Here is an 18,670-nt window from a genome sequence, read left to right as displayed (position 1 = left end):
CCTGCTTCAGCCTCACGCAGGAAGCCAATGATCTGTTCTTCGGTAAAGCGCTTCTTCACGTCCAATCTCCTTGTCATTGAGGATTGGACTCCAAACCGTTGTGCTACTCAATCTTGGGGGGACGTCGGTGGCACAAACAAGGCAGCATTGGCCCGGGGAGCGGTAAGGGCCACAGCCGCCTAACGGTTCATTCAAGCCGACGCCGCTACGCGGCGCGGCTTAATTCCAGAGTTAGGCCTCATGTCAGATGACCAGCAAGTCGATCTAGAGAAGCGCCTTCTGGCTGTTGCCTTGTTCAACCTGCGGGTTCTTCTTGCAGGTCATCTCGACTCGGAGGAGCAAAGCCCAGCGAGCAATGCCGCATGGCTTGCTTACTCTCTGCACAATCAAGCACTCTCCGCGCTTGAGGGACAAGCATTCGATGTAGCCCAGGCACTACAAGCAGTGGAGCGACTTGAACCAAGGCTTGGCACAGCTTATGTACATCGATTTCGGCAGGCCGTTCTCAATGAGGCCTAACAGTTCATTCAAGCCGACGCCGCTACGCGGCGCGGCTTAATTCCAGAGTTAGGCGGCGGTGTGTTTGGTTGGCTGGCCCTTCTTCTTTCAGCAGCAACATTGGCAAGTCACCGGTCGGCTCCGGGTAACAGTTCCAACTGTTCCTGGCAGCGGCAAGCCGGCCACTTCGTCTTACACCTCACTGCTCTGCCGCAATCACTTCATCGCACTTCGGCGGCAGCGCTCGGCAAGGTTTCCCGGGCAAGCTCCATCCCGCAAGCTGTGGCATGATCGGCTCGCATTGGGTTGTGCAAGCAAGGCAGCATTGGTTCTGGGCTCAGTCAATGGCCAAAGCCGCCTAACAGTTCATTCAAGCCGAACCCGCTTCGCGGGTCGGCTTAATTCCAGAGTTAGGCGCCATGCCACAGTTCAGTATCGATTCCCCATCCGATCGTGAAGCGACACTACGCGGCATCCTCCCGGAGTCTGCAAAAGCCCGCCATGAGCTCCTGCGAAAGATCTTCCTTGCGGAAATGGATTACCGCAGGGAGGGCGAGGATCATGAGTACTTCGAGAACATCTACTGGTGTGCCTATCTGCTGTTCCTTGTCGGGGACCCAAGCGACACTGAGCCCATGTGGCGGGCCAAGCACCTAGACATGGACATTGGCTCGGGATTCGACATGGAGTACATGGTGGGTGCCGGCGTGAAGCAAACTGTCGATTACCTTAGTCAGCAAGGACTAGAACGGATCGCAGACGACATCTCCGAGCACTTTCCAGCTGACTCCGATCAAGAGATTGAGGAGTGGTCCAATGATCGTCGGCGGTACTTCTATGGCGCCTAACAATTCATTCAAGCCGAACCCGCTTCGCGGGTCGGCTTAATTCAGGCGTTAGGCGCTACAGACATGTCCCAGTTCTTGTTGGTACAAAGCGCGGAGCCGTCCACCGACCTTGCCGGCATCAGCTTCCATGCGCTATCAAACGAGCTACTAGTGCAGGCAGCCTCCTACAATTTCGGAACGCCTTTCGTTTGGAGCCTGACCGACGAATCAGACGGCATCGATTCAATGTCAGATGCGGCAAAGGACGCAATAGCTGCTGGTGCGGATCTTCGAGACACTCTCCTAGGCCAACTTCTACTGGAGCAGATTGCGCTTGGAAGCGATCTCTGCCTGTTCTGGGGCGACGATTTTCAGAACTTGCCAATCTTGCGGAATAGCGACGAACTTATGGCTATCATCAGCGAACAGCTCCACTCGAATAGCGCATGGAACTGGGAGATATATGCTCTTTGGAAAGGCACCAAGGCCAGTAGCGCCTAACAGTTCATTCAAGCCGAACCCGCTGCGCGGGTCGGCTTAATTCCGGAGTTAGGCGGCTATGAACTTCCACTGGTTGTTCTTTTCACTGGCGGCGGGTGCTCCCACACCCCACAACTCGTGCATGTCGTCAGACCCAGAGCTCATCTATTGCCCGGCACCAGAAGCACCTCGAATTACAGAGCTGCGTGGTGGCGCAGTTACGCTGGAGCTGCAGATCGATCCGGACGGTTCAGTTCGTTCCTCCACGGTACTTTCATCATCTGGCCACTCAGCTTGGCCTAGCGCTGCGCAATCCGCGGTGGCAAAGTGGCGTTACTCGGCGGATTCGGCTTCCCGTACACGAAAGGTTCCATTCGACTTCCAGTTTGGCAGTCCGTAACCGCCCAACAGTTCATTCAAGCCGAACTCGCTTCGCGAGTCGGCTTAATTCCGGAGTTAGGCGCCAGACCATCCGTCCATGAAAACACCAGACGCTTACGCCGCATTGGTCAGGGAACTGGAGGCAATGGGGAAGCTTCCCGCTCCCGATTTGCTCGCGCTAGTAGGTGCACCCGCCAAGGTGCGCACCTTGGATATATCTGGAGAGATGATTGAGTTAGAGCTATCCGTATCTTGGCTCAAGGACACTCATGATGCAGTCTGTATCATCGGCCATGCACGCGGCCCAAGTACCTGGCACACGGAACATTTGCAAGAGAGCATCACGGTTTCAATTCCTTCTGGCGTAGCCGATGGCGCCTAACAGTTCATTCAAGCCGAACCCGCTGCGCGGGTCGGCTTAATTCCAGAGTTAGGCCTCTTATGATCAATCCAGACTGGACCAGTAAAGGAAAAACCGTGGCGCAGCTAATCGAAGAGCTGCGGACCTTCGAGAACCAGGAGATGGAGGTCCGGATCTCGCTTGACGGCGGCGATACGTCTTATCCGATCTCACTGGTAGGCAAGTCCAACGGCAAGTACGCTGTCCTGCAGAATTGCCAAGACGTACCAACGGCGGCTCGACACAGGTTGCGCGAGGCCTAACAGTTCATTCAAGCCGAACTCGCTTCGCGAGTCGGCTTAATTCCAGAGTTAGGGCCCACATGAAGCGTCTCGCAAAGTTCGTAGTCGCCCTTCTCGCTACGCTCATACTTCTGCCAGCTTTAGGCTTCTTGGCTTATGACGCTTTGGTGTTCTGGCCCCACCGAGATGACATTCAAGCCATCTTGGCTAAGGCCGACCCTCTAGACTGCACGCCTCCACCCAAGATCCGCACATACATCATTGCGCAGCAACAAGGAGGCGCATCGCCTTCCGCCATGGTGGCCCGGCAGCTGCACTATCGCCTTCTCCCGCGCAAAGGAACGCTCAACTGGCACATACGCAGCATTCTCTGGGAGCGGCTTGTTTCGCTACACCTTTCCCAGGATGAGGTTCTTGGGTTGTACTCCACTCTCGTATTTAACGGGCAGGGACATGGCCTAAACGCCCTATCCACTCGCATGTTCGCTAAACCACTCAGCGCACTTTCGGACCAAGAGGCGGCAACGGTAGTTGCCTATACATGGGGGCCAAGCTTGTACGCACATCACCCTGATCAGCTCGAGGCGCGTAGGGATAAACTGCTCTCCAGGGTCCGGGGTGGGCCCTAACAATTCATTCAAGCCGAAGCCGCTTCGCGGCTCGGCTTAATTCAGGCGTTAGGCCCCATGTCCAACGATCACGCGATTAAAATCAAAGCTACTGGTCCACGGCCGGCGTACTACTTGATCGCTGAACATCTGTGGGGCGCTGGCTGCAACACTGATTCGGATGGCGACTCACGCACCCCGGAATTCCGCGACTGGACAGAGCTGTCGCTTTCACTTCGTGGTGCACCTGGGCAGCAACTGGACATCGATCCCGTCGCTACGGAGCCATTGGTTCTGGTGGTTCGCTCCCCTCACGCAGATATTTGTCGCAAGGCAGCGGAGTTCATAGTTTCTTTCTCGGGCGGCACAGTTGATGGTGCCTAACAATTCATTCAAGCCGAACCGCTTCGCGGGTCGGCTTAATTCCAGAGTTATACCTACAAGGGAGTTTCGATGGGCTTCGCAATATCTTGGCTCGCTGTTTCAGGCAAGGAATCTCAACGAGTGCTTGAGGAGCTGAGCCTTTCTCGCACCGGAGAATCGGAGGAATTCCCCGAGTCATCACTCACATGCGCCTCTCTACAAGGGGGTTGGTTTCTTGTATTTGCCAACAGCTTCGATTCACCCCTTGTCTCGGAGCAGGCTCTGAGCAACCTATCTGCCGGGTGCAGGGTTGTCTCATGCCAAGTCGAAGAACATGTGATGTTTAGCTCTGCTACTGGCTACGACAATGGCGCGAGAGCATGGCACGTGGAGCACGACGCACAAAAAAACATCTACCACTTGGTATCAACTGGGGATGTCCCGCCTGCGCTTAACGACATCTACGCATCACTAAAGGAAGAGCAAGACGCTGCTGGCGGCACTGAGGCGGACGTAGACTACATCCATGATGTCCCGGTCTCGCTAGCCAAAGCCATCACCTCGTTTCGCCATGACGAGGACATTCAGGGCGCGGACGCAGGGGCGTTTGAAGTGCTGCAGCAAGAGCGCCACACTGCCTCAACCAAGCCCTGGTGGAGGGTGTGGTAGGCACGTACAACAACTTTTTCAAGCCGAATCCGCTTCGCGGCTCGGCTTAATTCAGGCGTTAGGGGGCTTGGATGTCGCGAGGTGTACGAAGTCTTCTCAACATCCTCATTGCTGCTCAGGCGGCAGTGCTTCTGGCACCAACCTCCATCATTTGCGCTGTAGGTTTGCTTTTTTCCGCAATTCTACTCGCGCGCAGCCCAACCAATGTCGCCTTGTGGATGCTAGTGGGCTGTGTCGTATTAATGACCTACTCGCTGTTTTCTCTGTGGTGGCTATTATTCAAGTACCGATTCATTCATATTTCAAGAATTCCCCGTTCAATCTGGTCCGGACTAGCTTTTGGTGTGGTCGCAGCACTGACGCTTAGCTCTCCTCATCTGATCGCAGTAGCTTCCGGGAAAAACTCAATTGGATACAGTGTCAAATACATCCTCGGCTTTGGCATTGGCCCAGTCATTTTCTTGGTGACCGTGCTTGTCACCGTCTGGTACCGTGGCAAACATGCCCCCTAACAGTTCATTCAAGCCGAACCCGCTGCGCGGGTCGGCTTAGTTCCAGAGTTAGACGATGGATCAAGATCTCGCCACTCAGAACCAAAGAATCTCGGACAACATTCGGGAGTACGGGTGGCACTGCCTCCATATCTTCCCCACCCAAGAAGCCCACGACAAGTTCAGCTACTCGATCGGCTTTGCGAAGTCTTTCGGGGCGCCAGAGGTTCTAGTTTTTGGCCTGGAGCAAGAGAAGGCTCATGCGCTGCTCAATGAGTGCGCTCAACTGCTCCGCGGCGGCCACACAATCTGCCCCAATGTTGAGGATCCGGACGTTCTTGCGGGTGGCTACAAGGTTGTCTTCAAGCCTGTGCGCCCTGATTGTTTCGGGGAGTACTTGGGTACGGCTCTTCGCTACTACCAAGACAAGCCTTTTAGTGCTGTGGTCATGTTCCTTCCGGATCGACACCATCGCTTTCCGTGGCAACCAGAATACGGTGACATTGCAGCCGATGAGTCCCTGGCCATCGTCTAACAATTCATTCAAGCCGACGCGGTAGCTCCTTCGCTTTAGTGGACACCCTGACCTAACGATCAGGAGTATCCCAATGCCCCGTCCAGGCCCCGACGTCCCCCCAAGATTGAGTAGCACAACGGTTTGGAGTCCAATCCTCAATGACAAGGAGATTGGACGTGAAGAAGCGCTTTACATCCACCATTTCGTATTGTCTCGTTGGCGCAACCTTGCCCGCGAAGGACATATCGTGACCAAGGGTATCGAGTTGGACCAAGCCATCAGTGCAGAGCTCAAGGAGCTGCGCGAAGTGAAGCGCAGGTATGAACGCGTGCAGCTTGAACATGACATTTTAAAAAAGCCATCGCGTTCACTTCCAAACAAAAAGCGATGTCTTCGCCTTCATCGCCCATCATCAAGAAGCCTGCCCGGTGAGAGCAATGTGCCAGCTGTTCAGCGTTAGTGCGGCCGGCTTCTATGCTTGGCTACGTCGGCCGCCAAGCGTGCGCGCGATCAAGGATGAAACCCTTATCAAGCGCATCTACGGCGTCCTTGTGGCAAGCCGATGCACCTACGGCAGCCAACGTGTGCATGCCGCGCTGAAACGAACCGGCGGAACAGTCGGGCGTCGTCGCGTTGAGCGATTGATGCGCCTGGAAGGCATATCCGCGCGTTCGGCCAGCTTGTACAAGCCACGGCCGGGACTCAAGCGATTCCTTGCCAGCATAGGAAGTCACGCCCATCTGGTGGACAACACAAAGCCTGGCCAAGTTTGGGTTGGAGATGTCACCTATCTGAAGGTCGCTGATCAATGGCGCTACCTGGCCACAGTGATGGACCGCTGCTCCAGGCGTTTGCTCGGCTGGTCGCTTGGAAAGGACCGAACTCTGGCATTGACCAAGCGCGCATTGGCTTCTGCCCTGCGCACCCGCAGACCCATCCCGGGAGCTATCTTCCACAGTGACCGCGGCATCGAGTTCCTGGGTAGTCAATTCAGGCAACAGCTACAGCAAGCCGGACTTCAGCAATCAGCCAATCGCCCTCGTCGTATGATCGACAACACACATATGGAGTCATGGAATAAATCGATGAAGTCCGGTTTCTACCACCAACGCACATTTGAAACCGACGGATCCCTACTGGCGGCTATCCGCAGCTACGTAGCTTTTTACAACAACCAGCGCCTACACTCGGCACTGGGTTATCGAACACTAGCAGAATTCGAACGCACCTGCCCTTGACCAACAGGTGTCCACTTTTTCGAAGGAAGTCCCTGCCGCTTCGCGGCTCGGCTTAATTCAGGCGTTTGGCCTTACAGGAGAAATTGGTGAGCCTCCAAAAATCAGCATTGTCCCCTAAGTTCTACGTGACCCTCTTCTTCGTTGGTATTGGGACATTTCTTGTTCATGAGTTTGCTCATTGGCTAACTGGCATTGCCATTGGACACGATATGGTTGCCACCCTCAATCATGTGTGGTCCAGGAACCCAATGAGCGCACTAGATCAAAGCATGGTTTCTTCTGCTGGTCCTGTTATTACCATTGCTCAAGGAATTGTGGGGTTCTGGCTTGTCAAACGTCGCCGATCACAGTTCGGCTTTGCACTTCTCTATATGGCTTTTTTTATGCGCCTCCTGGCAGCAGGAATGAGCTTTTACAACCCAAATGACGAAGCGAGGGTTAGCCAACTGCTTGGACTGGGCATTTGGACACTTCCCGTGATTGTTGTAACAGGCTTATTTGGCCTTCTCGTATCAGCTAGCCGAAATCTAAAACTAAGGTTCCGTGATCAATTATTTTGCTATCTAGTGGCCTCTCTCGTCGTTACCTTGATCGTCGGTGCAGATGCGGCACTTTGGCGCTAGGCCTAACAGTTCATTCAAGCCGACGCCGCTTCGCGGCGCGGCTTAATTCCAGAGTTAGGGAGCTAGGGAGCGTACATGGAAGACCAGAGAGGCTGGGTTCTCGCACGAAAAGAGACAGAAGCCGGACTGTCTTTACTCCGCCTAAAGACGATGGAGCCCGAGTTCGACTTCGGTTCTTTTCCTGAGAGATTTAACGTGATTTGGGTTTTCCAAGACCCCACCAATGTCGGCACTCCTTCAACTCTAGATTCTGAGGCCATGAAGAGGTTCGAAGATCGAGTCTGTGAGCGGGTTGAGTCAGACAATCAGTCTATCTTATGCATGGTCTTCACTGAGCCTGGATACCGAGAGTACGTATTCCTCTCCCGAGACATAGACAGCTTTCTCACCGTGCTGAACACGATCACCCGAGAGCCTGATCCTTATCCCATTGAGATACACCACGAAACGGATAGCGCGTATGAGTTCTACAACTCATACGCACAGGGTATCCGGGGCGCGCCCTAATAGTTCATTCAAGCCGACTCGCTTCGCGAGTCTGCTTACTTCCAGAGTGAGGCCTCCAACCGCGTGCTCGAACTACTCAGGAAGGCATGTTATGACGGCGGCAATCTCCGGCACGTTCGGGAGATCCCGCTTGACCCTGACTATCCGCCTATCATGGCCGTAGAGCTGCAATTCGAAAGACTTACCGTCGCCTTTTCTGCCATGGCTGACGACGACACAATTGCGGTCACTTCTGGCTCACACCCTGGCCCCTCACGCCAAATCATCAGCCAATTGTGGGCCTATTGCATTGGCAAACCGTTGCAGTGGGCCTGGATCATGACCAATCAGCAGGGATATCCGGATGGAGTTCGGCTTGAGTTCCTCGATCCTGACAACCAGAAATCGGTGATCATTGAGCTTGTCGCCGGAGCATCAAGCCTCTGTACCTACCTCGCCAGGCCAACCGAGGCCTAACAACTCATTCAAGCCGATGCCACTTCACGGCTAGGCTTAGTTCAGGCGTTCGCCTCATGATCATTTCCTTTGAAGGACCAGTCTTCTTTTCACCAGCGGACGAGGATCACTTCTTCAGCTGGCTTAGATCCATACCCGAGTTTCAATCCATCAAAGGTTTTGCTACTACCCTGGAGCTGGAACTCCGCGCTCCCGTGCAACCTGATTCGGTACGGCAACTGCTCGTAGTCTTTCGCCGCTGGCACCTGGATACGATGAAGTTGGTTGCATTACGCTCTCCAGAGACAGATGGCTTTGTACTGTGGAGCGCGAACATAGAGACGGTTCTGGTCCAAAGACTCAGAAAATCCCAAGGTGCCGAGGCCTAACCAATCAACCACGCCGAACCCGTTTCGCGAGTCGGCTCAGTTCCGGAGTCAGGGACACATGAAGCGCACTGTCGCCACCACATTGTTTCTCTTGCTGGCGCACTCGGTATCAGCCAAAGAGTGTCCCCGCTCCGATGCAATCGCTGCTGAGCGCCTCACTGACTCAATGACTTCCTGGCGGGCCATGTACACCGCATTTCAGCAGTATGGCCACTGCTACGACGGCCCCATTGCGGAAGGCGTGACGGACAAGGTTGTCCACCTGCTCGCCACCAACTGGGAAACGCTCGGTCAAGCTCAGCAGTTCATTGCTGAAGACCCAAGCTTTCAGACTTTTGTAATCCGCAACATTGACATTACCGCGGCAACTCCCGAGCTCGATCGCGTCGTGTACCTGGCTACACATCGGTGTCCCAAATCAGCCAGTGACTTATGCAAACAGATTGCTGGCGCTGCCGGTGAACGATGACGGCCCTGACAATTCATTCAAGCCGACGCCACAATGCAGTTCGGCCTAGTTCCGGAGTTGGATTGCAATGACAGATTGGTCATATCTGCTATTTGTTTCATCCATCTATGCCTTTGGATCCCTCGGCCTATTTGGCGTTTCGCTGCTTCCTCTCCGGGCCTTCCTCGCATTGCGACGTAACGCATCTCTCTGGCACTCATCCGTCCTCGGCAAGACTTCCCTCATCCTGGTCGGCACTACGGCCATTGCTGCAATAGCTAATGGCATTCCTCAGATTGCTGGAGTATTCCCTTGCCTCACCGATGGGCAGCCCCATGGATTCATAGCAGATTCCGCCGAGCCTTCTCAACTGCTGGAATGGCTCCCCGCGCTCGGCCGCGCCTCCCCACAGAGACGACCTCCAAGCGGGGCATGCAAGGTACTGTGGCTGCGGGCCGTTGAGTGCGCCGCGACCTGACTCCGCGTCCAACTCGACGCCGCTTCGTGGCCAGGCCACATTCAAACGTTCACGGAAACCGTAAACCCATGCGACCGTTGCTATCACTCCCGCTCGTTTGCCTGGCACTTCCCGGCTGCATTCACCTTGGCCCTGCCGACGGAATGCTCTACGTCGTAGGTTCCACTCCTTCCAATTCGACTTGCACCCTGTCGGTTCATGCCAGCGGGCGCAAGGGCGTTCCAGCCCAACAGTTGGTCTCCGGCAACTTCAGGGAAGCCTTCATGGTTGGCCCATCGCGGAAAGGACATGTAACCACCTTGCAATGCGATGACGCGGTACTGGCGGAGCGCCGTTTCAAGTACGGTAAAGATGTACGTTTTGGCGGTGAACTTTCCGTTGACTCACCGTGACAATTCATCCAAGCCGAACCCATTTCGCGGCGCGGCTTGACTCAAGCATCAGGCCATGGGGGCGAGGCTTATGGGGCCACAAGAGATTCTCGCAATTGCTGCAACGCTGGGGCTGCTGATCGTGCTGTCAGGCTGCTGGGTCATGATGCGATCTCTTCGCACCAGGCCCAGTCGGCTGCTCTTCACTTCCGTGGTTGCCCTCATCTTGTGGGCGTTTCTCTCTGACACGGCCTACAGAGCAGTCTTCTACTATTCCGATCTCTCCAAACCAAAGCCTTGGCAGAACTGGTTTTACCTGTCGTTGGAGATAGCGGTGCCGGCGCTCCTGATCCTCTGCGCATCCACCTGCTTCTGGTTGGTGGCTCGGTCGTTGCCCCGGCCCAGCAACTCAACCAAGCCAACGTCGCTTCGCGACAACGCTGAACTCCAGAGTGAGCCCTGATTATGAAGCTTTTCATCGCATTCCTGCTTTCGCTGACTTTCTGCGGCTCTTCGTTCGCCCAGGAGAAGGAAGCGGAACTTCTTGGACCCGACAATTGGCCGACTACCGTGAGCGCGACTGTCGCCGACCTTCTTTCCACTCTCGCTGCAGCGGACAGGGAGGCCATTCGCAGTGCAAAGAAGGACAACCTCATTCGATATCACCATGGATGGGGTACAGGCATCAGGAATCACTACGGGCTCTGGCGCGGGAATCAAGCGCTCATTGAGGATGCATGCCATGAGCCATGCCACCCGGATACTGCATCAAACCGAATTATTGAGGCTGTTTGGCAGGCCCTTCAAGATGAAGGCTGACCGTACATTGAAGCTGACGCCGCTACGCGGCTCGGCCTGACTCCGGAGTCGAGCCAACGTGAAAGCTCTCGCACGACGAGGAGACGGAGCACTGGTCGCGATTGGCGCGGCCGTCTGCCTTGTGGGGCTATGGCTTTGGTGGTTCGCCAGCCCTTCGCCCCACCGCTACATCGAGCTGGTTGTTGCCCTGCCAACGACGTGCATCGGTCTTATGATCATTGGCGCCACCATCGCCAGCAGTCATCGTCCAGCTGGAGGATTCTGGTTCTGGCTGGGGCTTTGTACATTGATTCTTGCCGCGCTTCCGCTTCTTGGGCTTGTTGCCCTCCTTGTAATCGGAACCGTAGCCTGACGATTGATTCAAGCCGACGTCACTACACGATTCGGCATAACGACGGAGCGGGGTGTCATGTTCAAATGGCTTTGGAAACTCTGGCAGGGCCCTGTTGTAGCGACAGCGGTCCACCCGATTTTCGGTACCATGGAACTCACCAGGATTCGCGGGGAAGAGTCATGGGATGCTGATTGCGTTCCTTTTGCGGGTCGCACTATTTCCGTCTACGTGAACACCGTCAACTCCGAAGCCCCTTCGAAGAAGCAGATTGCGTTCTTCCACAGAGCAGGCAACGACGAGGCCGCGTTGTTCCAGCAGTCAGCATCCGTGCTGGTTCCGGCATATGAGCGGATCTACGGACCGCTTCCAGGCGCTTTGGGCGACACATTCGAGTTCGTTGGTATTGGGGTTCCGCTTGATGCCGATCCAAACAACCCATGGCTGCTTCAGTTTGAAACAGTTGGCGGTCGATACGCTCTATTTACCATTCATTTCAAAGATGGCGTAGCTGAGCGCTACGATCATGACACCTGACAACGTGTCCGGGCGGAGCTCGCTTCGCAGATCGGCTCGATTCCGGAGCAAGTCCTTATGTGGCAACGCCGGCAGCTTGGACAAACCATCATCAGCACCGGCTGCGTGGGCGCCTTGTTTGGCATCCTGCCCGTCCTTGCGCTGCTGGCGTCCAGCTTGGAGCACCAGCACCATTCAAGCCATTCCCGGCCACTGATAGCTCAAGCGCTGGAGCTTGGCCTTCTGTTCTTTGGCTGCATCCTGTTCTGCGTCATCATGTTTGGCCTGCTTCCAATGGCCTTGCAGTATTGCTTTGTTTGGATGGTGCGCCGCTGGACAGGGCGCGCTTGACAGTTCATTCGAGCCGAAGCCGATACACGGCGGGGCTTGACTCCAGAGTGAGCCGCCATGAAATACATGACAACGTTCGTAATCGCATTTGCTCTATCCGGTCCAGCTGCATCCGCTGCGGAAGGCCCTTCGGCCCAGGCGCTGCTCGAACGCATCGCCAGGGAAGGGGGGCACAAGGTCCTCTGGGATCTTTGGGAGCATGAGCGGGATTTTGACCGGGTCATGTCGGGGATTGAGTCCGGGGATCCGTCGTGGCTCAAGGTTGCAGTTGGCCTCAAGCCATTCTCCGATGCAGGCGCATCCCTATCAATCAAGTATGCGGTAGCCCTTGCGCTCCCCAGAGCGCCAGATCAGGTCTTGCCCTTGACCAGGCAAGGGTTCAATGTCGCGGACATATGTACATCACCTTTCATTGAGCCGGATCCAGGCGTCGCGGAGGCATATGAGCGACGAACCCTGGCGGCGCTTGCCAGGATCGGCGACCCGGCGCTCAAGTCACTGGCGGCGGAATGTGCCATGCAGGTTCGTCTTCCGGATGGGATCTGACAATTCGTTCAAGCCGGCGTCATCGCGCGGCGCAGCTGAGTCCAAGGTGTCAGATGCCAGCAACAACCACACATCGCAACCCTGCCTGCTCACCTCGCACACGGTTCTGGCTGGCCTGCCTTTCAGCGCCCTTGCCTGCGCTTGCCGCTGCGTTCCTGGCCCCCATCGCGGCCATTCCGCTGCTTGTTGCATGTTGGTTATTGGCGCTGCACTGGGTTCTGGTAGCCCATTCGCCGTCCAACCGGATCACTGACATATCCATCGGCCGCCTGGTTCTGGTTGCCCTCGGCCTGACGACTGGCATCGTTATTTCCGGGGCGATTGCCGCCGCCATTTCAGCTCCGCTGATTCTGCATGGCAGATACCAGTACCGACCTGGCACGCAACAACTCGTCAGCACCGAGATCGATTCGCATGCGGTATCGGTAACCACGAGCAATTCCAACTCTGTGAAAGTCGCCGCCCCCAGGGATGAGTCCGTCTGGGGCATATGACTGCATCTGCAGCCCAGGGAAGTCACCACCTTTCCGGCGCACTGAAAGACTGGGCCGGGGAGATTCGCGGACTCTTTCTTCGCTGGCTCGCCGCGTCAATACCCCCAGTGCTCCCACAAGTGCCCTCCCAGTTCAAGTGCTGGAACCACTACGGCGTTGCGGCAGGTATTCGGCTACTTTATGAGCCCTTCCCTATCCCACTTCAAGCGCCGACGCATGCAAGCGACTTCGATGGCTTTTCGAAACAGGTGGTGCTTCTACTTCCTCGTACTGTCAGCGGCACTCCTTGGCGCGAGCTGCAAGGGCGAGCCGGCTCCCGCGAAGGATCTGGAGGCAGACATCGAAGAAGTCGCTGCAACGCTCATCGAGCAGCCTTTGCTGCACTCGACCTCAATCGCAGTCGTGCACCGGGGCAAGGAGTTCATTCATCACCGCGGTGACATGGTTGCCGGCACCCCTGGGGTTCCGAGCGATGCGACGCTCTACGAAATCGGCTCATTGAGCAAGACGCTGGCGGGAACCTTGGCCGCGAATGCCGTCCTGGAGCACAAGATCAGCCTGGATGACGATATCCGGAAATATCTGCAAGACGACTATCCCAACCTGCAATACCACGGCGAGCCGATCCGCATCCGCCATCTGCTGTCGCATACCAGTGGCCTGCCGAACATGCTGCCGCAGCGCGCCAATACCGTACTGGCCGACTTCACCGACCGGCGTACGCCCGCTGAGCTCAATGCCATCTACGCCAGCTACGGAAAGGGCAAATTCTTCAAGGACCTGCATGCGGTCGAGATTGGCCGAGCGCCCGGAAAGGAGTACGCGTATTCCAGCACAGGGACCGAGCTGGTGGCACACGTACTGGAAGTGGTCTACAAAAGCGACTACGAGTTGCTTCTGCGTGGGTTCCTGCGAGATTCCATGGCGATGACGGATACCAGGATCCGCCTTGGCGATGCTGACGCGACACGGCTTGCGGTTGGTTATCACAGTGACAATCCGCTACCGACCACGGCAATGCCCCAGCTGCCCTGGGGTGCGTCCGGAAACGTGAAAGCAACGATTCCGGAGATGGCGAAATACCTGAGATTCCAACTCGCCAATGGACCGGTCGTGGAGGAATCCCATCGCACACTGGTGAACTTCGATCCCGAATTCGGCATCGGCTATTTCTGGAACATCGTCAGCGGCGACCGCTTGAAAGGCAGGTACTATGCACACCATGGTGGCGTGCCCCGCTCCCAGTGCTATGTCTACATCATCCCGAAGTACGACCTTGGCATCTTCATCATCACCAACCAGAGTGGCGACCATACCGCACGGGCCATGGAGGCGGCGGTCGACACGCTGGTCGAGCGCATCGCGGCTTTGGAGCACACCGCTGACCAAGGCCCTTCCCGGTAGTGTGCACGGCCGCGGGCCATCATCCAGTCACAAATGCAGAGGTATGCCCAGCATCTGGAACACGTCGAGCCTGCTTCTCCAGCCAACGGCATGACAGGTCAAACCGATCCGCTACGAAGCGCCACAGCTCAAGAGGCTGGTACCGCTCAACCACCTGAAATCCCGCAGCCGTAGGACACGCACATGCTTCCTTCAGCAGTTACCTTGTTGAATGCCGCGCTTCTGTTGATCTCAGCTTGCTCAGCCCTCGCCTCGGACAACCAGTATCCGCCACGTAGCCCGGCACCCGCCTCGCAACCGGCTGGCGCGCACAACGCGGACTCTTCCGCTGTCAGCTATCGGCTTGAGGTGCCCCTATGGCCCGAGGGCTCCCAGGTCCTGCTGGACGGCATCAATGCACTCGCCCACGAGAAGTGGGCGTTGACTCATCCGACATATCTCGTCTATTCGCCGACGATCAACTCCTCGCGTTCCGCCATCCTCGTCTTTCCGGGTGGTGGCTACAAAGCCTTGGCGATAGGCCCCAACAGCACGCTTGGGCCGCAAGGCGCTGATGTCTGCAAATGGCTGACCGATTCGGGCATCACCTGCATCCTGGTGAAATATCGCGTCCCCAACACTGGATGCAATTGGAACAGCGAGACCAGAAGGCACGAGCAACCCGAGATTCCAATGGCGTTGCAGGACGCTCAGAGGGCGATCGCTCTTGTTCGTTACAACGCGGGTGCGTACGCCATCGACCCCGACAAGATCGGCGTCATGGGGTTCTCTGCAGGAGGGAACCTGTCGGTCTTGGCATCCACAGCCTTCCGACATCGAACCTACGAGCCAATCGATGCAGTCGACCAGATGAGCATCCGCCCTGATTTCGCGATTCCGGTTTATCCGGGACACCTGACCATGGAGCACAAGAACAAGACTCCCAAGTCAGTCGCAGCAGGAGAGCTGAACACCGACATTCACATCTCCAGCGACGTGCCACCAACCCTGCTCATACACGCCGAGGATGATGCAGTCGATCCGGCCTACTATTCGCGCGTGTATGAGGAAGCGCTGAGGAAGGCGGGCGTAAACGTAGAGCTCAAGCTGTATGCAACCGGCGGACATGCCTTTGGCGTCAAGCGGCAAGGAACAGATACCGATCGATGGACCGATGACGCACTTCGTTGGCTCGACAGGCTCGAAATGCCATAGCGCGTCATCAGAGATGAATCCTTTCACCGGGCAACGCCCGGAAAACCCATGCAAGCCAATACTGCCTTGCTGCCCATTCGTTTCAGGTACTGGCCCCAACAGCGACAGGGACTACCGACCAAAGGATGCTCATGAAATCCCTCGCAGGCCTGCTGTTCGCATTACTCCTCACACTGTCCTCGACTGCTGATGCCATCGTCATCCGCCACGATGTTGATGACGCCAACTATCGGATTCCCAGTGACGAGTTTCCCGCGCTGGTCGACATGCCTGGCGAGGGGCATGGCAGCTTGATTGCTCCGCAGTGGGCGGTCACGGCTGCACATACCCTGCCCCGGCATGCCGAGCTCAAGCAGGTGACGATCAACGGGCTGCCGCGCGAGGTGGAGCGCGTCATCATCCACCCGGGTTACAGAACACTGCCGCAGACGCTGATCGATCAAGCCACAGCCAGCGGTGAGGCGATGTTGATCGTGGTGTTCCTTGCCTCATCGGATGACATCGCGCTGATCAAGCTGCGCCAGCCTGTTACCGATGTCGCACCGGTGGCCGCCTACAAGCGTGACGATGAGGCTGGCCAGACCATCAAGCTGATCGGCAAAGGGGCCACCGGCACCGGTGACATCGGGCACGACCCCAGCGGCCCCAATCGCACGGAGCTGCGGCGTGCATTCAACACGGTCAGCAGTGCGTACGACCGTTGGCTCTGCTATGTATTCGATGCACCACCTTCGGCCCTGCCGCTTGAGGGTGTACTCGGGAACGGGGACAGCGGTGGCCCAGCATTGATCCAGAGCGGCAATCAGTGGTTGCTCGCCGGGCTGGGCTCCTGGAAGGTTGTGCAGGGCAACGTGCTGACCGCACGGCCCGGACGCTATGGCCAGGTTGCCTGCAATGTCCGCATCAGCCATTACGCGGATTGGATCGACGGTGTCATCTCGGAGCAGATCCAGGACGCGAAATGAATTTGCGCACGGCGCCAGACCTTGCATGCAGGCCCGGGCATTGGAAGGTTCCGCAAAACTGCAACCACCTTTGCGGAAACGCGCAGCGGTTCCAGATTCGCTGACCGCGAGCGGACATAATCAGCGCCTTCCCTGTTCATGATTCGTCACGGAGCTTCAATGACAAAGGCTTGTCTCCCCCTGCTCGCCTCAGCCGTTCTTTACTTCAGCATTCCAACGACACAGGCGCAGCCCGTGTACAAGTGCACCGGCCCGAAGGGTGAAACCAGCTACCAGTCCATCCCCTGCCGCGAAGGCGAAACCTCGTCACGCCGGTATGCATCGCCCTCCCCGTCCAACCCGACCCAGGCCATCACTGCGGCCCCGGCCGGGCCGGGCCAACGGCGCGTGCAGGTTCGCTATACGACGACCGCTGGCAACGAAAACTGCGATGGCGCCAAGGCGATGCGCACGGCAGCGCTGGGCGCGGCAGGAGCGCAGGCCACGGCCGATATGCGGGCCAGCCTGGACCAGCAGGTCAACGCCGCCTGCAGGTAAGCGCAGCGATGGCGTGTGCGGCAACGGCAGCAGGGAATTGGCACGGGCAACGTCGATGACTGCGCAACTGATGCGCCGGGCACGCCTGGTTGCCGCCAAATTTGATTGAACCTATACGCGATGCGTTCAATCATCACCCGGCTGGCCTCGGTACCGGGTCAGCCGGGGCGCCTGGCTTATCGGGCGCGAGCAGGTCTTTGTCGTCCAGGGAATCCATGCAATGCGATTCTTCAGCCAGACGCTTACGCTCGCCCTGTTCCTGCCGCTGGGCGCGGCCGCCCAAGGCAGCTTGAAGGTGGACAGCTCACAGGTTGTCGGCCTGACCACACTGCTGGAAGCGCAGCCGCGCCACCCGGAGGCGACCAGCATCCGCGCCCTGCTGCTTGAATGGGAGGACAGCACCAAGGACGCGGTGGATTACGTCTGCCCGGACGTGCTGGCGCCGGTGCCCGCCACGGGTACTCCCAATGGCCCGGAACTGCTGGCGCAGTTCATCTTTGGCAGCGCGGCCTTCCAGGTCGCCAACCCATCACAGAAGGGCGCCCTGCAGCCATCACAGCTCGCCGGCATGCGCAGCATGCTCAAGGCCTACAAGGCATTGTTGGCCGCCGATCCTGCCGCACGCATTCCACGCTTCGACTCACTCGTCGCCATGGACGCCGAAGGCAGCCTCGCCGCCTACCTTGAGCCTATCGTCACCCTCGGCTGCCAATAGTCGTAGACGGGCTGGTGAAACCCGCCAGCTGCCATTGCCGCCCGCGAACGGCCCCGGGTGCGCTGCGCTTACCCGGGCTACGGCGTGCAAGGTACGCTCCCTGCCTACCTTGAGCCTGTTGTCACGCTTGGTTGCAGGTAACCGATATTGCAAAGCCAAACCGATATGCTTCCGAATCCAAGCCTCCCACGCAGACACCCTGATTCCATGGACATCCTGATCCGGCCGGAAACGCCCGCCGACATCGCGGCCATCGAAGCGGTGACGGTCGCCGCCTTCCTGGAGGCACCGCATACCGATCACACCGAGCAATTCATCGTGGCGGCGTTGCGCCGCTCAGGCCAGCTCACCGTCTCTTTGGTAGCGGAGCAATCCGGCGCCATCGTTGGCCACGTTGCGGTGTCGCCGGTGACCATCGCCGGCGAGGACGTGGGTTGGTACGGGCTTGGACCGGTATCGGTCCTGCCCGATCTGCAGGGCAAGGGCATTGGCAGCCAGCTGATCGAAGCAGCCCTCGATCAGCTGCGCGTACTTGCTGCAGGTGGCTGCGTGGTGCTTGGCGATCCAGGCTACTACGCGCGTTTCGGATTCAAGGCCACTGATGCGCTCACCTTGCCGGGCGTGCCCGCCGAGTACTTCCAGGCGCTTTCGTTCGATACACGGGTGCCGCAGGGAACCGTTGCTTATCACGCATCGTTCTCGGCGCAGGAATAGCGGTATTGCACGCACCTGCGCACAACGTTTGCGGGCGTCGGATTGGAACCAAGCCAGCATCACGCGCATTTGTTCTCCGCATGGCTAACGGCAGGCAATCGCAGACTCCGCGCTTGCTA

The 18,670-nt window shown here is 57.4% G+C and carries 29 protein-coding genes; all 29 read left to right on the top strand.

The window, feature by feature from the left end; all coding sequences use genetic code 11:
* Window positions 1-240: 240 nt before the first annotated feature.
* The 29 genes from AC13FW_RS19435 (at window position 241) to AC13FW_RS19295 (ending at window position 18,551) form a co-directional block, all read left to right on the top strand.
* A complete protein-coding gene (locus AC13FW_RS19435) occupies window positions 241-519 on the top strand; it encodes a hypothetical protein (protein WP_482990166.1) in 279 nt (92 codons plus the stop codon).
* Between the two features lie 398 nt (window positions 520-917).
* A complete protein-coding gene (locus tag AC13FW_RS19430; protein WP_482990165.1) occupies window positions 918-1,346 on the top strand; it encodes a hypothetical protein in 429 nt (142 codons plus the stop codon).
* Window positions 1,347-1,409: 63 nt separating this feature from the next.
* Entirely contained in the window at window positions 1,410-1,826 is a 417-nt protein-coding gene (locus tag AC13FW_RS19425) for a hypothetical protein (protein ID WP_482990164.1), read from the top strand.
* Window positions 1,827-1,884: 58 nt separating this feature from the next.
* Window positions 1,885-2,205 (top strand): energy transducer TonB family protein, encoded by a 321-nt coding sequence (locus tag AC13FW_RS19420; RefSeq protein WP_482990163.1) that lies wholly within the window; start codon window positions 1,885-1,887, stop codon window positions 2,203-2,205.
* 78 nt (window positions 2,206-2,283) lie between these two features.
* On the top strand, window positions 2,284-2,568 hold the full coding sequence (locus tag AC13FW_RS19415; protein ID WP_482990162.1) for a hypothetical protein: 285 nt from the start codon (window positions 2,284-2,286) through the stop codon (window positions 2,566-2,568).
* 59 nt (window positions 2,569-2,627) lie between these two features.
* Window positions 2,628-2,849, top strand: a complete 222-nt coding sequence (locus AC13FW_RS19410) for a hypothetical protein (RefSeq protein WP_482990161.1) — start codon at window positions 2,628-2,630, stop codon at window positions 2,847-2,849.
* A gap of 59 nt (window positions 2,850-2,908) precedes the next feature.
* On the top strand, window positions 2,909-3,457 hold the full coding sequence (locus AC13FW_RS19405; protein WP_482990160.1) for a transglycosylase domain-containing protein: 549 nt from the start codon (window positions 2,909-2,911) through the stop codon (window positions 3,455-3,457).
* A 57-nt stretch (window positions 3,458-3,514) separates the two neighbouring features.
* Window positions 3,515-3,820 (top strand): hypothetical protein, encoded by a 306-nt coding sequence (locus AC13FW_RS19400; protein WP_482990159.1) that lies wholly within the window; start codon window positions 3,515-3,517, stop codon window positions 3,818-3,820.
* Between the two features lie 69 nt (window positions 3,821-3,889).
* Window positions 3,890-4,468: a hypothetical protein gene (locus AC13FW_RS19395; RefSeq protein WP_482990158.1), complete on the top strand. Its 579-nt coding sequence runs from the start codon at window positions 3,890-3,892 to the stop codon at window positions 4,466-4,468.
* Between the two features lie 71 nt (window positions 4,469-4,539).
* Window positions 4,540-4,980, top strand: a complete 441-nt coding sequence (locus tag AC13FW_RS19390) for a hypothetical protein (protein WP_482990157.1) — start codon at window positions 4,540-4,542, stop codon at window positions 4,978-4,980.
* A gap of 55 nt (window positions 4,981-5,035) precedes the next feature.
* On the top strand, window positions 5,036-5,494 hold the full coding sequence (locus tag AC13FW_RS19385; RefSeq protein ID WP_481517318.1) for a DUF4262 domain-containing protein: 459 nt from the start codon (window positions 5,036-5,038) through the stop codon (window positions 5,492-5,494).
* 73 nt (window positions 5,495-5,567) lie between these two features.
* Entirely contained in the window at window positions 5,568-5,936 is a 369-nt protein-coding gene (locus tag AC13FW_RS19380; protein WP_482990156.1) for a hypothetical protein, read from the top strand.
* On the top strand, window positions 5,905-6,714 hold the full coding sequence (locus AC13FW_RS19375; protein WP_482990155.1) for an IS3 family transposase: 810 nt from the start codon (window positions 5,905-5,907) through the stop codon (window positions 6,712-6,714). The genes AC13FW_RS19380 and AC13FW_RS19375 overlap by 32 nt, the downstream gene beginning before the upstream one ends.
* A gap of 86 nt (window positions 6,715-6,800) precedes the next feature.
* Window positions 6,801-7,337, top strand: a complete 537-nt coding sequence (locus AC13FW_RS19370; RefSeq protein ID WP_482990154.1) for a hypothetical protein — start codon at window positions 6,801-6,803, stop codon at window positions 7,335-7,337.
* Between the two features lie 75 nt (window positions 7,338-7,412).
* On the top strand, window positions 7,413-7,844 hold the full coding sequence (locus AC13FW_RS19365) for a DUF695 domain-containing protein (RefSeq protein ID WP_282269906.1): 432 nt from the start codon (window positions 7,413-7,415) through the stop codon (window positions 7,842-7,844).
* A gap of 63 nt (window positions 7,845-7,907) precedes the next feature.
* The gene (locus AC13FW_RS19360; protein WP_282269904.1) at window positions 7,908-8,300 is read left to right on the top strand and encodes a DUF6334 family protein; all 393 of its coding nucleotides are present in this window, start codon (window positions 7,908-7,910) and stop codon (window positions 8,298-8,300) included.
* 56 nt (window positions 8,301-8,356) lie between these two features.
* Window positions 8,357-8,668, top strand: coding sequence for a hypothetical protein (locus tag AC13FW_RS19355; RefSeq protein ID WP_282269902.1), 312 nt, complete (start codon window positions 8,357-8,359; stop codon window positions 8,666-8,668).
* A 58-nt stretch (window positions 8,669-8,726) separates the two neighbouring features.
* Entirely contained in the window at window positions 8,727-9,137 is a 411-nt protein-coding gene (locus AC13FW_RS19350; RefSeq protein ID WP_282269901.1) for a hypothetical protein, read from the top strand.
* A 1,293-nt stretch (window positions 9,138-10,430) separates the two neighbouring features.
* The gene (locus AC13FW_RS19345) at window positions 10,431-10,784 is read left to right on the top strand and encodes a DUF6794 domain-containing protein (protein WP_482990153.1); all 354 of its coding nucleotides are present in this window, start codon (window positions 10,431-10,433) and stop codon (window positions 10,782-10,784) included.
* 409 nt (window positions 10,785-11,193) lie between these two features.
* Complete coding sequence (locus AC13FW_RS19340) at window positions 11,194-11,652, top strand: hypothetical protein (RefSeq protein ID WP_482990152.1); 459 nt, start codon at window positions 11,194-11,196, stop codon at window positions 11,650-11,652.
* 57 nt (window positions 11,653-11,709) lie between these two features.
* On the top strand, window positions 11,710-11,982 hold the full coding sequence (locus tag AC13FW_RS19335; protein WP_482990151.1) for a hypothetical protein: 273 nt from the start codon (window positions 11,710-11,712) through the stop codon (window positions 11,980-11,982).
* 57 nt (window positions 11,983-12,039) lie between these two features.
* A complete protein-coding gene (locus AC13FW_RS19330) occupies window positions 12,040-12,528 on the top strand; it encodes a hypothetical protein (RefSeq protein ID WP_482990150.1) in 489 nt (162 codons plus the stop codon).
* A 53-nt stretch (window positions 12,529-12,581) separates the two neighbouring features.
* Window positions 12,582-13,022 (top strand): hypothetical protein, encoded by a 441-nt coding sequence (locus AC13FW_RS19325; protein WP_482990149.1) that lies wholly within the window; start codon window positions 12,582-12,584, stop codon window positions 13,020-13,022.
* A gap of 231 nt (window positions 13,023-13,253) precedes the next feature.
* The gene (locus AC13FW_RS19320) at window positions 13,254-14,426 is read left to right on the top strand and encodes a serine hydrolase domain-containing protein (RefSeq protein ID WP_482990148.1); all 1,173 of its coding nucleotides are present in this window, start codon (window positions 13,254-13,256) and stop codon (window positions 14,424-14,426) included.
* Between the two features lie 183 nt (window positions 14,427-14,609).
* Window positions 14,610-15,620 carry an alpha/beta hydrolase gene (locus AC13FW_RS19315; protein ID WP_482990147.1) on the top strand — a complete coding sequence of 337 codons (1,011 nt, stop codon included), beginning with the start codon at window positions 14,610-14,612 and terminating at the stop codon, window positions 15,618-15,620.
* 131 nt (window positions 15,621-15,751) lie between these two features.
* Window positions 15,752-16,585: a S1 family peptidase gene (locus tag AC13FW_RS19310; protein ID WP_482990146.1), complete on the top strand. Its 834-nt coding sequence runs from the start codon at window positions 15,752-15,754 to the stop codon at window positions 16,583-16,585.
* 234 nt (window positions 16,586-16,819) lie between these two features.
* Window positions 16,820-17,122 (top strand): hypothetical protein, encoded by a 303-nt coding sequence (locus AC13FW_RS19305; protein ID WP_296249694.1) that lies wholly within the window; start codon window positions 16,820-16,822, stop codon window positions 17,120-17,122.
* Between the two features lie 220 nt (window positions 17,123-17,342).
* Window positions 17,343-17,837: a hypothetical protein gene (locus AC13FW_RS19300; RefSeq protein WP_482990145.1), complete on the top strand. Its 495-nt coding sequence runs from the start codon at window positions 17,343-17,345 to the stop codon at window positions 17,835-17,837.
* 207 nt (window positions 17,838-18,044) lie between these two features.
* Window positions 18,045-18,551 carry a GNAT family N-acetyltransferase gene (locus tag AC13FW_RS19295; protein ID WP_482990144.1) on the top strand — a complete coding sequence of 169 codons (507 nt, stop codon included), beginning with the start codon at window positions 18,045-18,047 and terminating at the stop codon, window positions 18,549-18,551.
* Window positions 18,552-18,670: the final 119 nt, after the last annotated feature.

The organism is Stenotrophomonas sp. 21LCFQ19 (genome assembly GCF_056861425.1).
Note: the sequence above shows the minus strand (reverse complement) of the source record. Positions and strands in the feature narration are given on the sequence as shown.

What these genes read in the sequence shown, in the direction of transcription:
- AC13FW_RS19325 (WP_482990149.1), top strand. Translation starts at nt 12,582, where the DNA reads ATGCCAGCAACAACCACACATCGCAACCCTGCCTGCTCACCTCGCACA.
- AC13FW_RS19365 (WP_282269906.1), top strand. Translation starts at nt 7,413, where the DNA reads ATGGAAGACCAGAGAGGCTGGGTTCTCGCACGAAAAGAGACAGAAGCC.
- AC13FW_RS19340 (WP_482990152.1), top strand. Translation starts at nt 11,194, where the DNA reads ATGTTCAAATGGCTTTGGAAACTCTGGCAGGGCCCTGTTGTAGCGACA.
- AC13FW_RS19355 (WP_282269902.1), top strand. Translation starts at nt 8,357, where the DNA reads ATGATCATTTCCTTTGAAGGACCAGTCTTCTTTTCACCAGCGGACGAG.
- AC13FW_RS19300 (WP_482990145.1), top strand. Translation starts at nt 17,343, where the DNA reads ATGCGATTCTTCAGCCAGACGCTTACGCTCGCCCTGTTCCTGCCGCTG.
- AC13FW_RS19425 (WP_482990164.1), top strand. Translation starts at nt 1,410, where the DNA reads ATGTCCCAGTTCTTGTTGGTACAAAGCGCGGAGCCGTCCACCGACCTT.
- AC13FW_RS19420 (WP_482990163.1), top strand. Translation starts at nt 1,885, where the DNA reads ATGAACTTCCACTGGTTGTTCTTTTCACTGGCGGCGGGTGCTCCCACA.
- AC13FW_RS19390 (WP_482990157.1), top strand. Translation starts at nt 4,540, where the DNA reads ATGTCGCGAGGTGTACGAAGTCTTCTCAACATCCTCATTGCTGCTCAG.
- AC13FW_RS19295 (WP_482990144.1), top strand. Translation starts at nt 18,045, where the DNA reads ATGGACATCCTGATCCGGCCGGAAACGCCCGCCGACATCGCGGCCATC.
- AC13FW_RS19380 (WP_482990156.1), top strand. Translation starts at nt 5,568, where the DNA reads ATGCCCCGTCCAGGCCCCGACGTCCCCCCAAGATTGAGTAGCACAACG.
- AC13FW_RS19350 (WP_282269901.1), top strand. Translation starts at nt 8,727, where the DNA reads ATGAAGCGCACTGTCGCCACCACATTGTTTCTCTTGCTGGCGCACTCG.
- AC13FW_RS19405 (WP_482990160.1), top strand. Translation starts at nt 2,909, where the DNA reads ATGAAGCGTCTCGCAAAGTTCGTAGTCGCCCTTCTCGCTACGCTCATA.
- AC13FW_RS19310 (WP_482990146.1), top strand. Translation starts at nt 15,752, where the DNA reads ATGAAATCCCTCGCAGGCCTGCTGTTCGCATTACTCCTCACACTGTCC.
- AC13FW_RS19385 (WP_481517318.1), top strand. Translation starts at nt 5,036, where the DNA reads ATGGATCAAGATCTCGCCACTCAGAACCAAAGAATCTCGGACAACATT.
- AC13FW_RS19395 (WP_482990158.1), top strand. Translation starts at nt 3,890, where the DNA reads ATGGGCTTCGCAATATCTTGGCTCGCTGTTTCAGGCAAGGAATCTCAA.
- AC13FW_RS19400 (WP_482990159.1), top strand. Translation starts at nt 3,515, where the DNA reads ATGTCCAACGATCACGCGATTAAAATCAAAGCTACTGGTCCACGGCCG.
- AC13FW_RS19430 (WP_482990165.1), top strand. Translation starts at nt 918, where the DNA reads ATGCCACAGTTCAGTATCGATTCCCCATCCGATCGTGAAGCGACACTA.
- AC13FW_RS19415 (WP_482990162.1), top strand. Translation starts at nt 2,284, where the DNA reads ATGAAAACACCAGACGCTTACGCCGCATTGGTCAGGGAACTGGAGGCA.
- AC13FW_RS19315 (WP_482990147.1), top strand. Translation starts at nt 14,610, where the DNA reads ATGCTTCCTTCAGCAGTTACCTTGTTGAATGCCGCGCTTCTGTTGATC.
- AC13FW_RS19320 (WP_482990148.1), top strand. Translation starts at nt 13,254, where the DNA reads ATGGCTTTTCGAAACAGGTGGTGCTTCTACTTCCTCGTACTGTCAGCG.
- AC13FW_RS19330 (WP_482990150.1), top strand. Translation starts at nt 12,040, where the DNA reads ATGAAATACATGACAACGTTCGTAATCGCATTTGCTCTATCCGGTCCA.
- AC13FW_RS19435 (WP_482990166.1), top strand. Translation starts at nt 241, where the DNA reads ATGTCAGATGACCAGCAAGTCGATCTAGAGAAGCGCCTTCTGGCTGTT.
- AC13FW_RS19335 (WP_482990151.1), top strand. Translation starts at nt 11,710, where the DNA reads ATGTGGCAACGCCGGCAGCTTGGACAAACCATCATCAGCACCGGCTGC.
- AC13FW_RS19410 (WP_482990161.1), top strand. Translation starts at nt 2,628, where the DNA reads ATGATCAATCCAGACTGGACCAGTAAAGGAAAAACCGTGGCGCAGCTA.
- AC13FW_RS19345 (WP_482990153.1), top strand. Translation starts at nt 10,431, where the DNA reads ATGAAGCTTTTCATCGCATTCCTGCTTTCGCTGACTTTCTGCGGCTCT.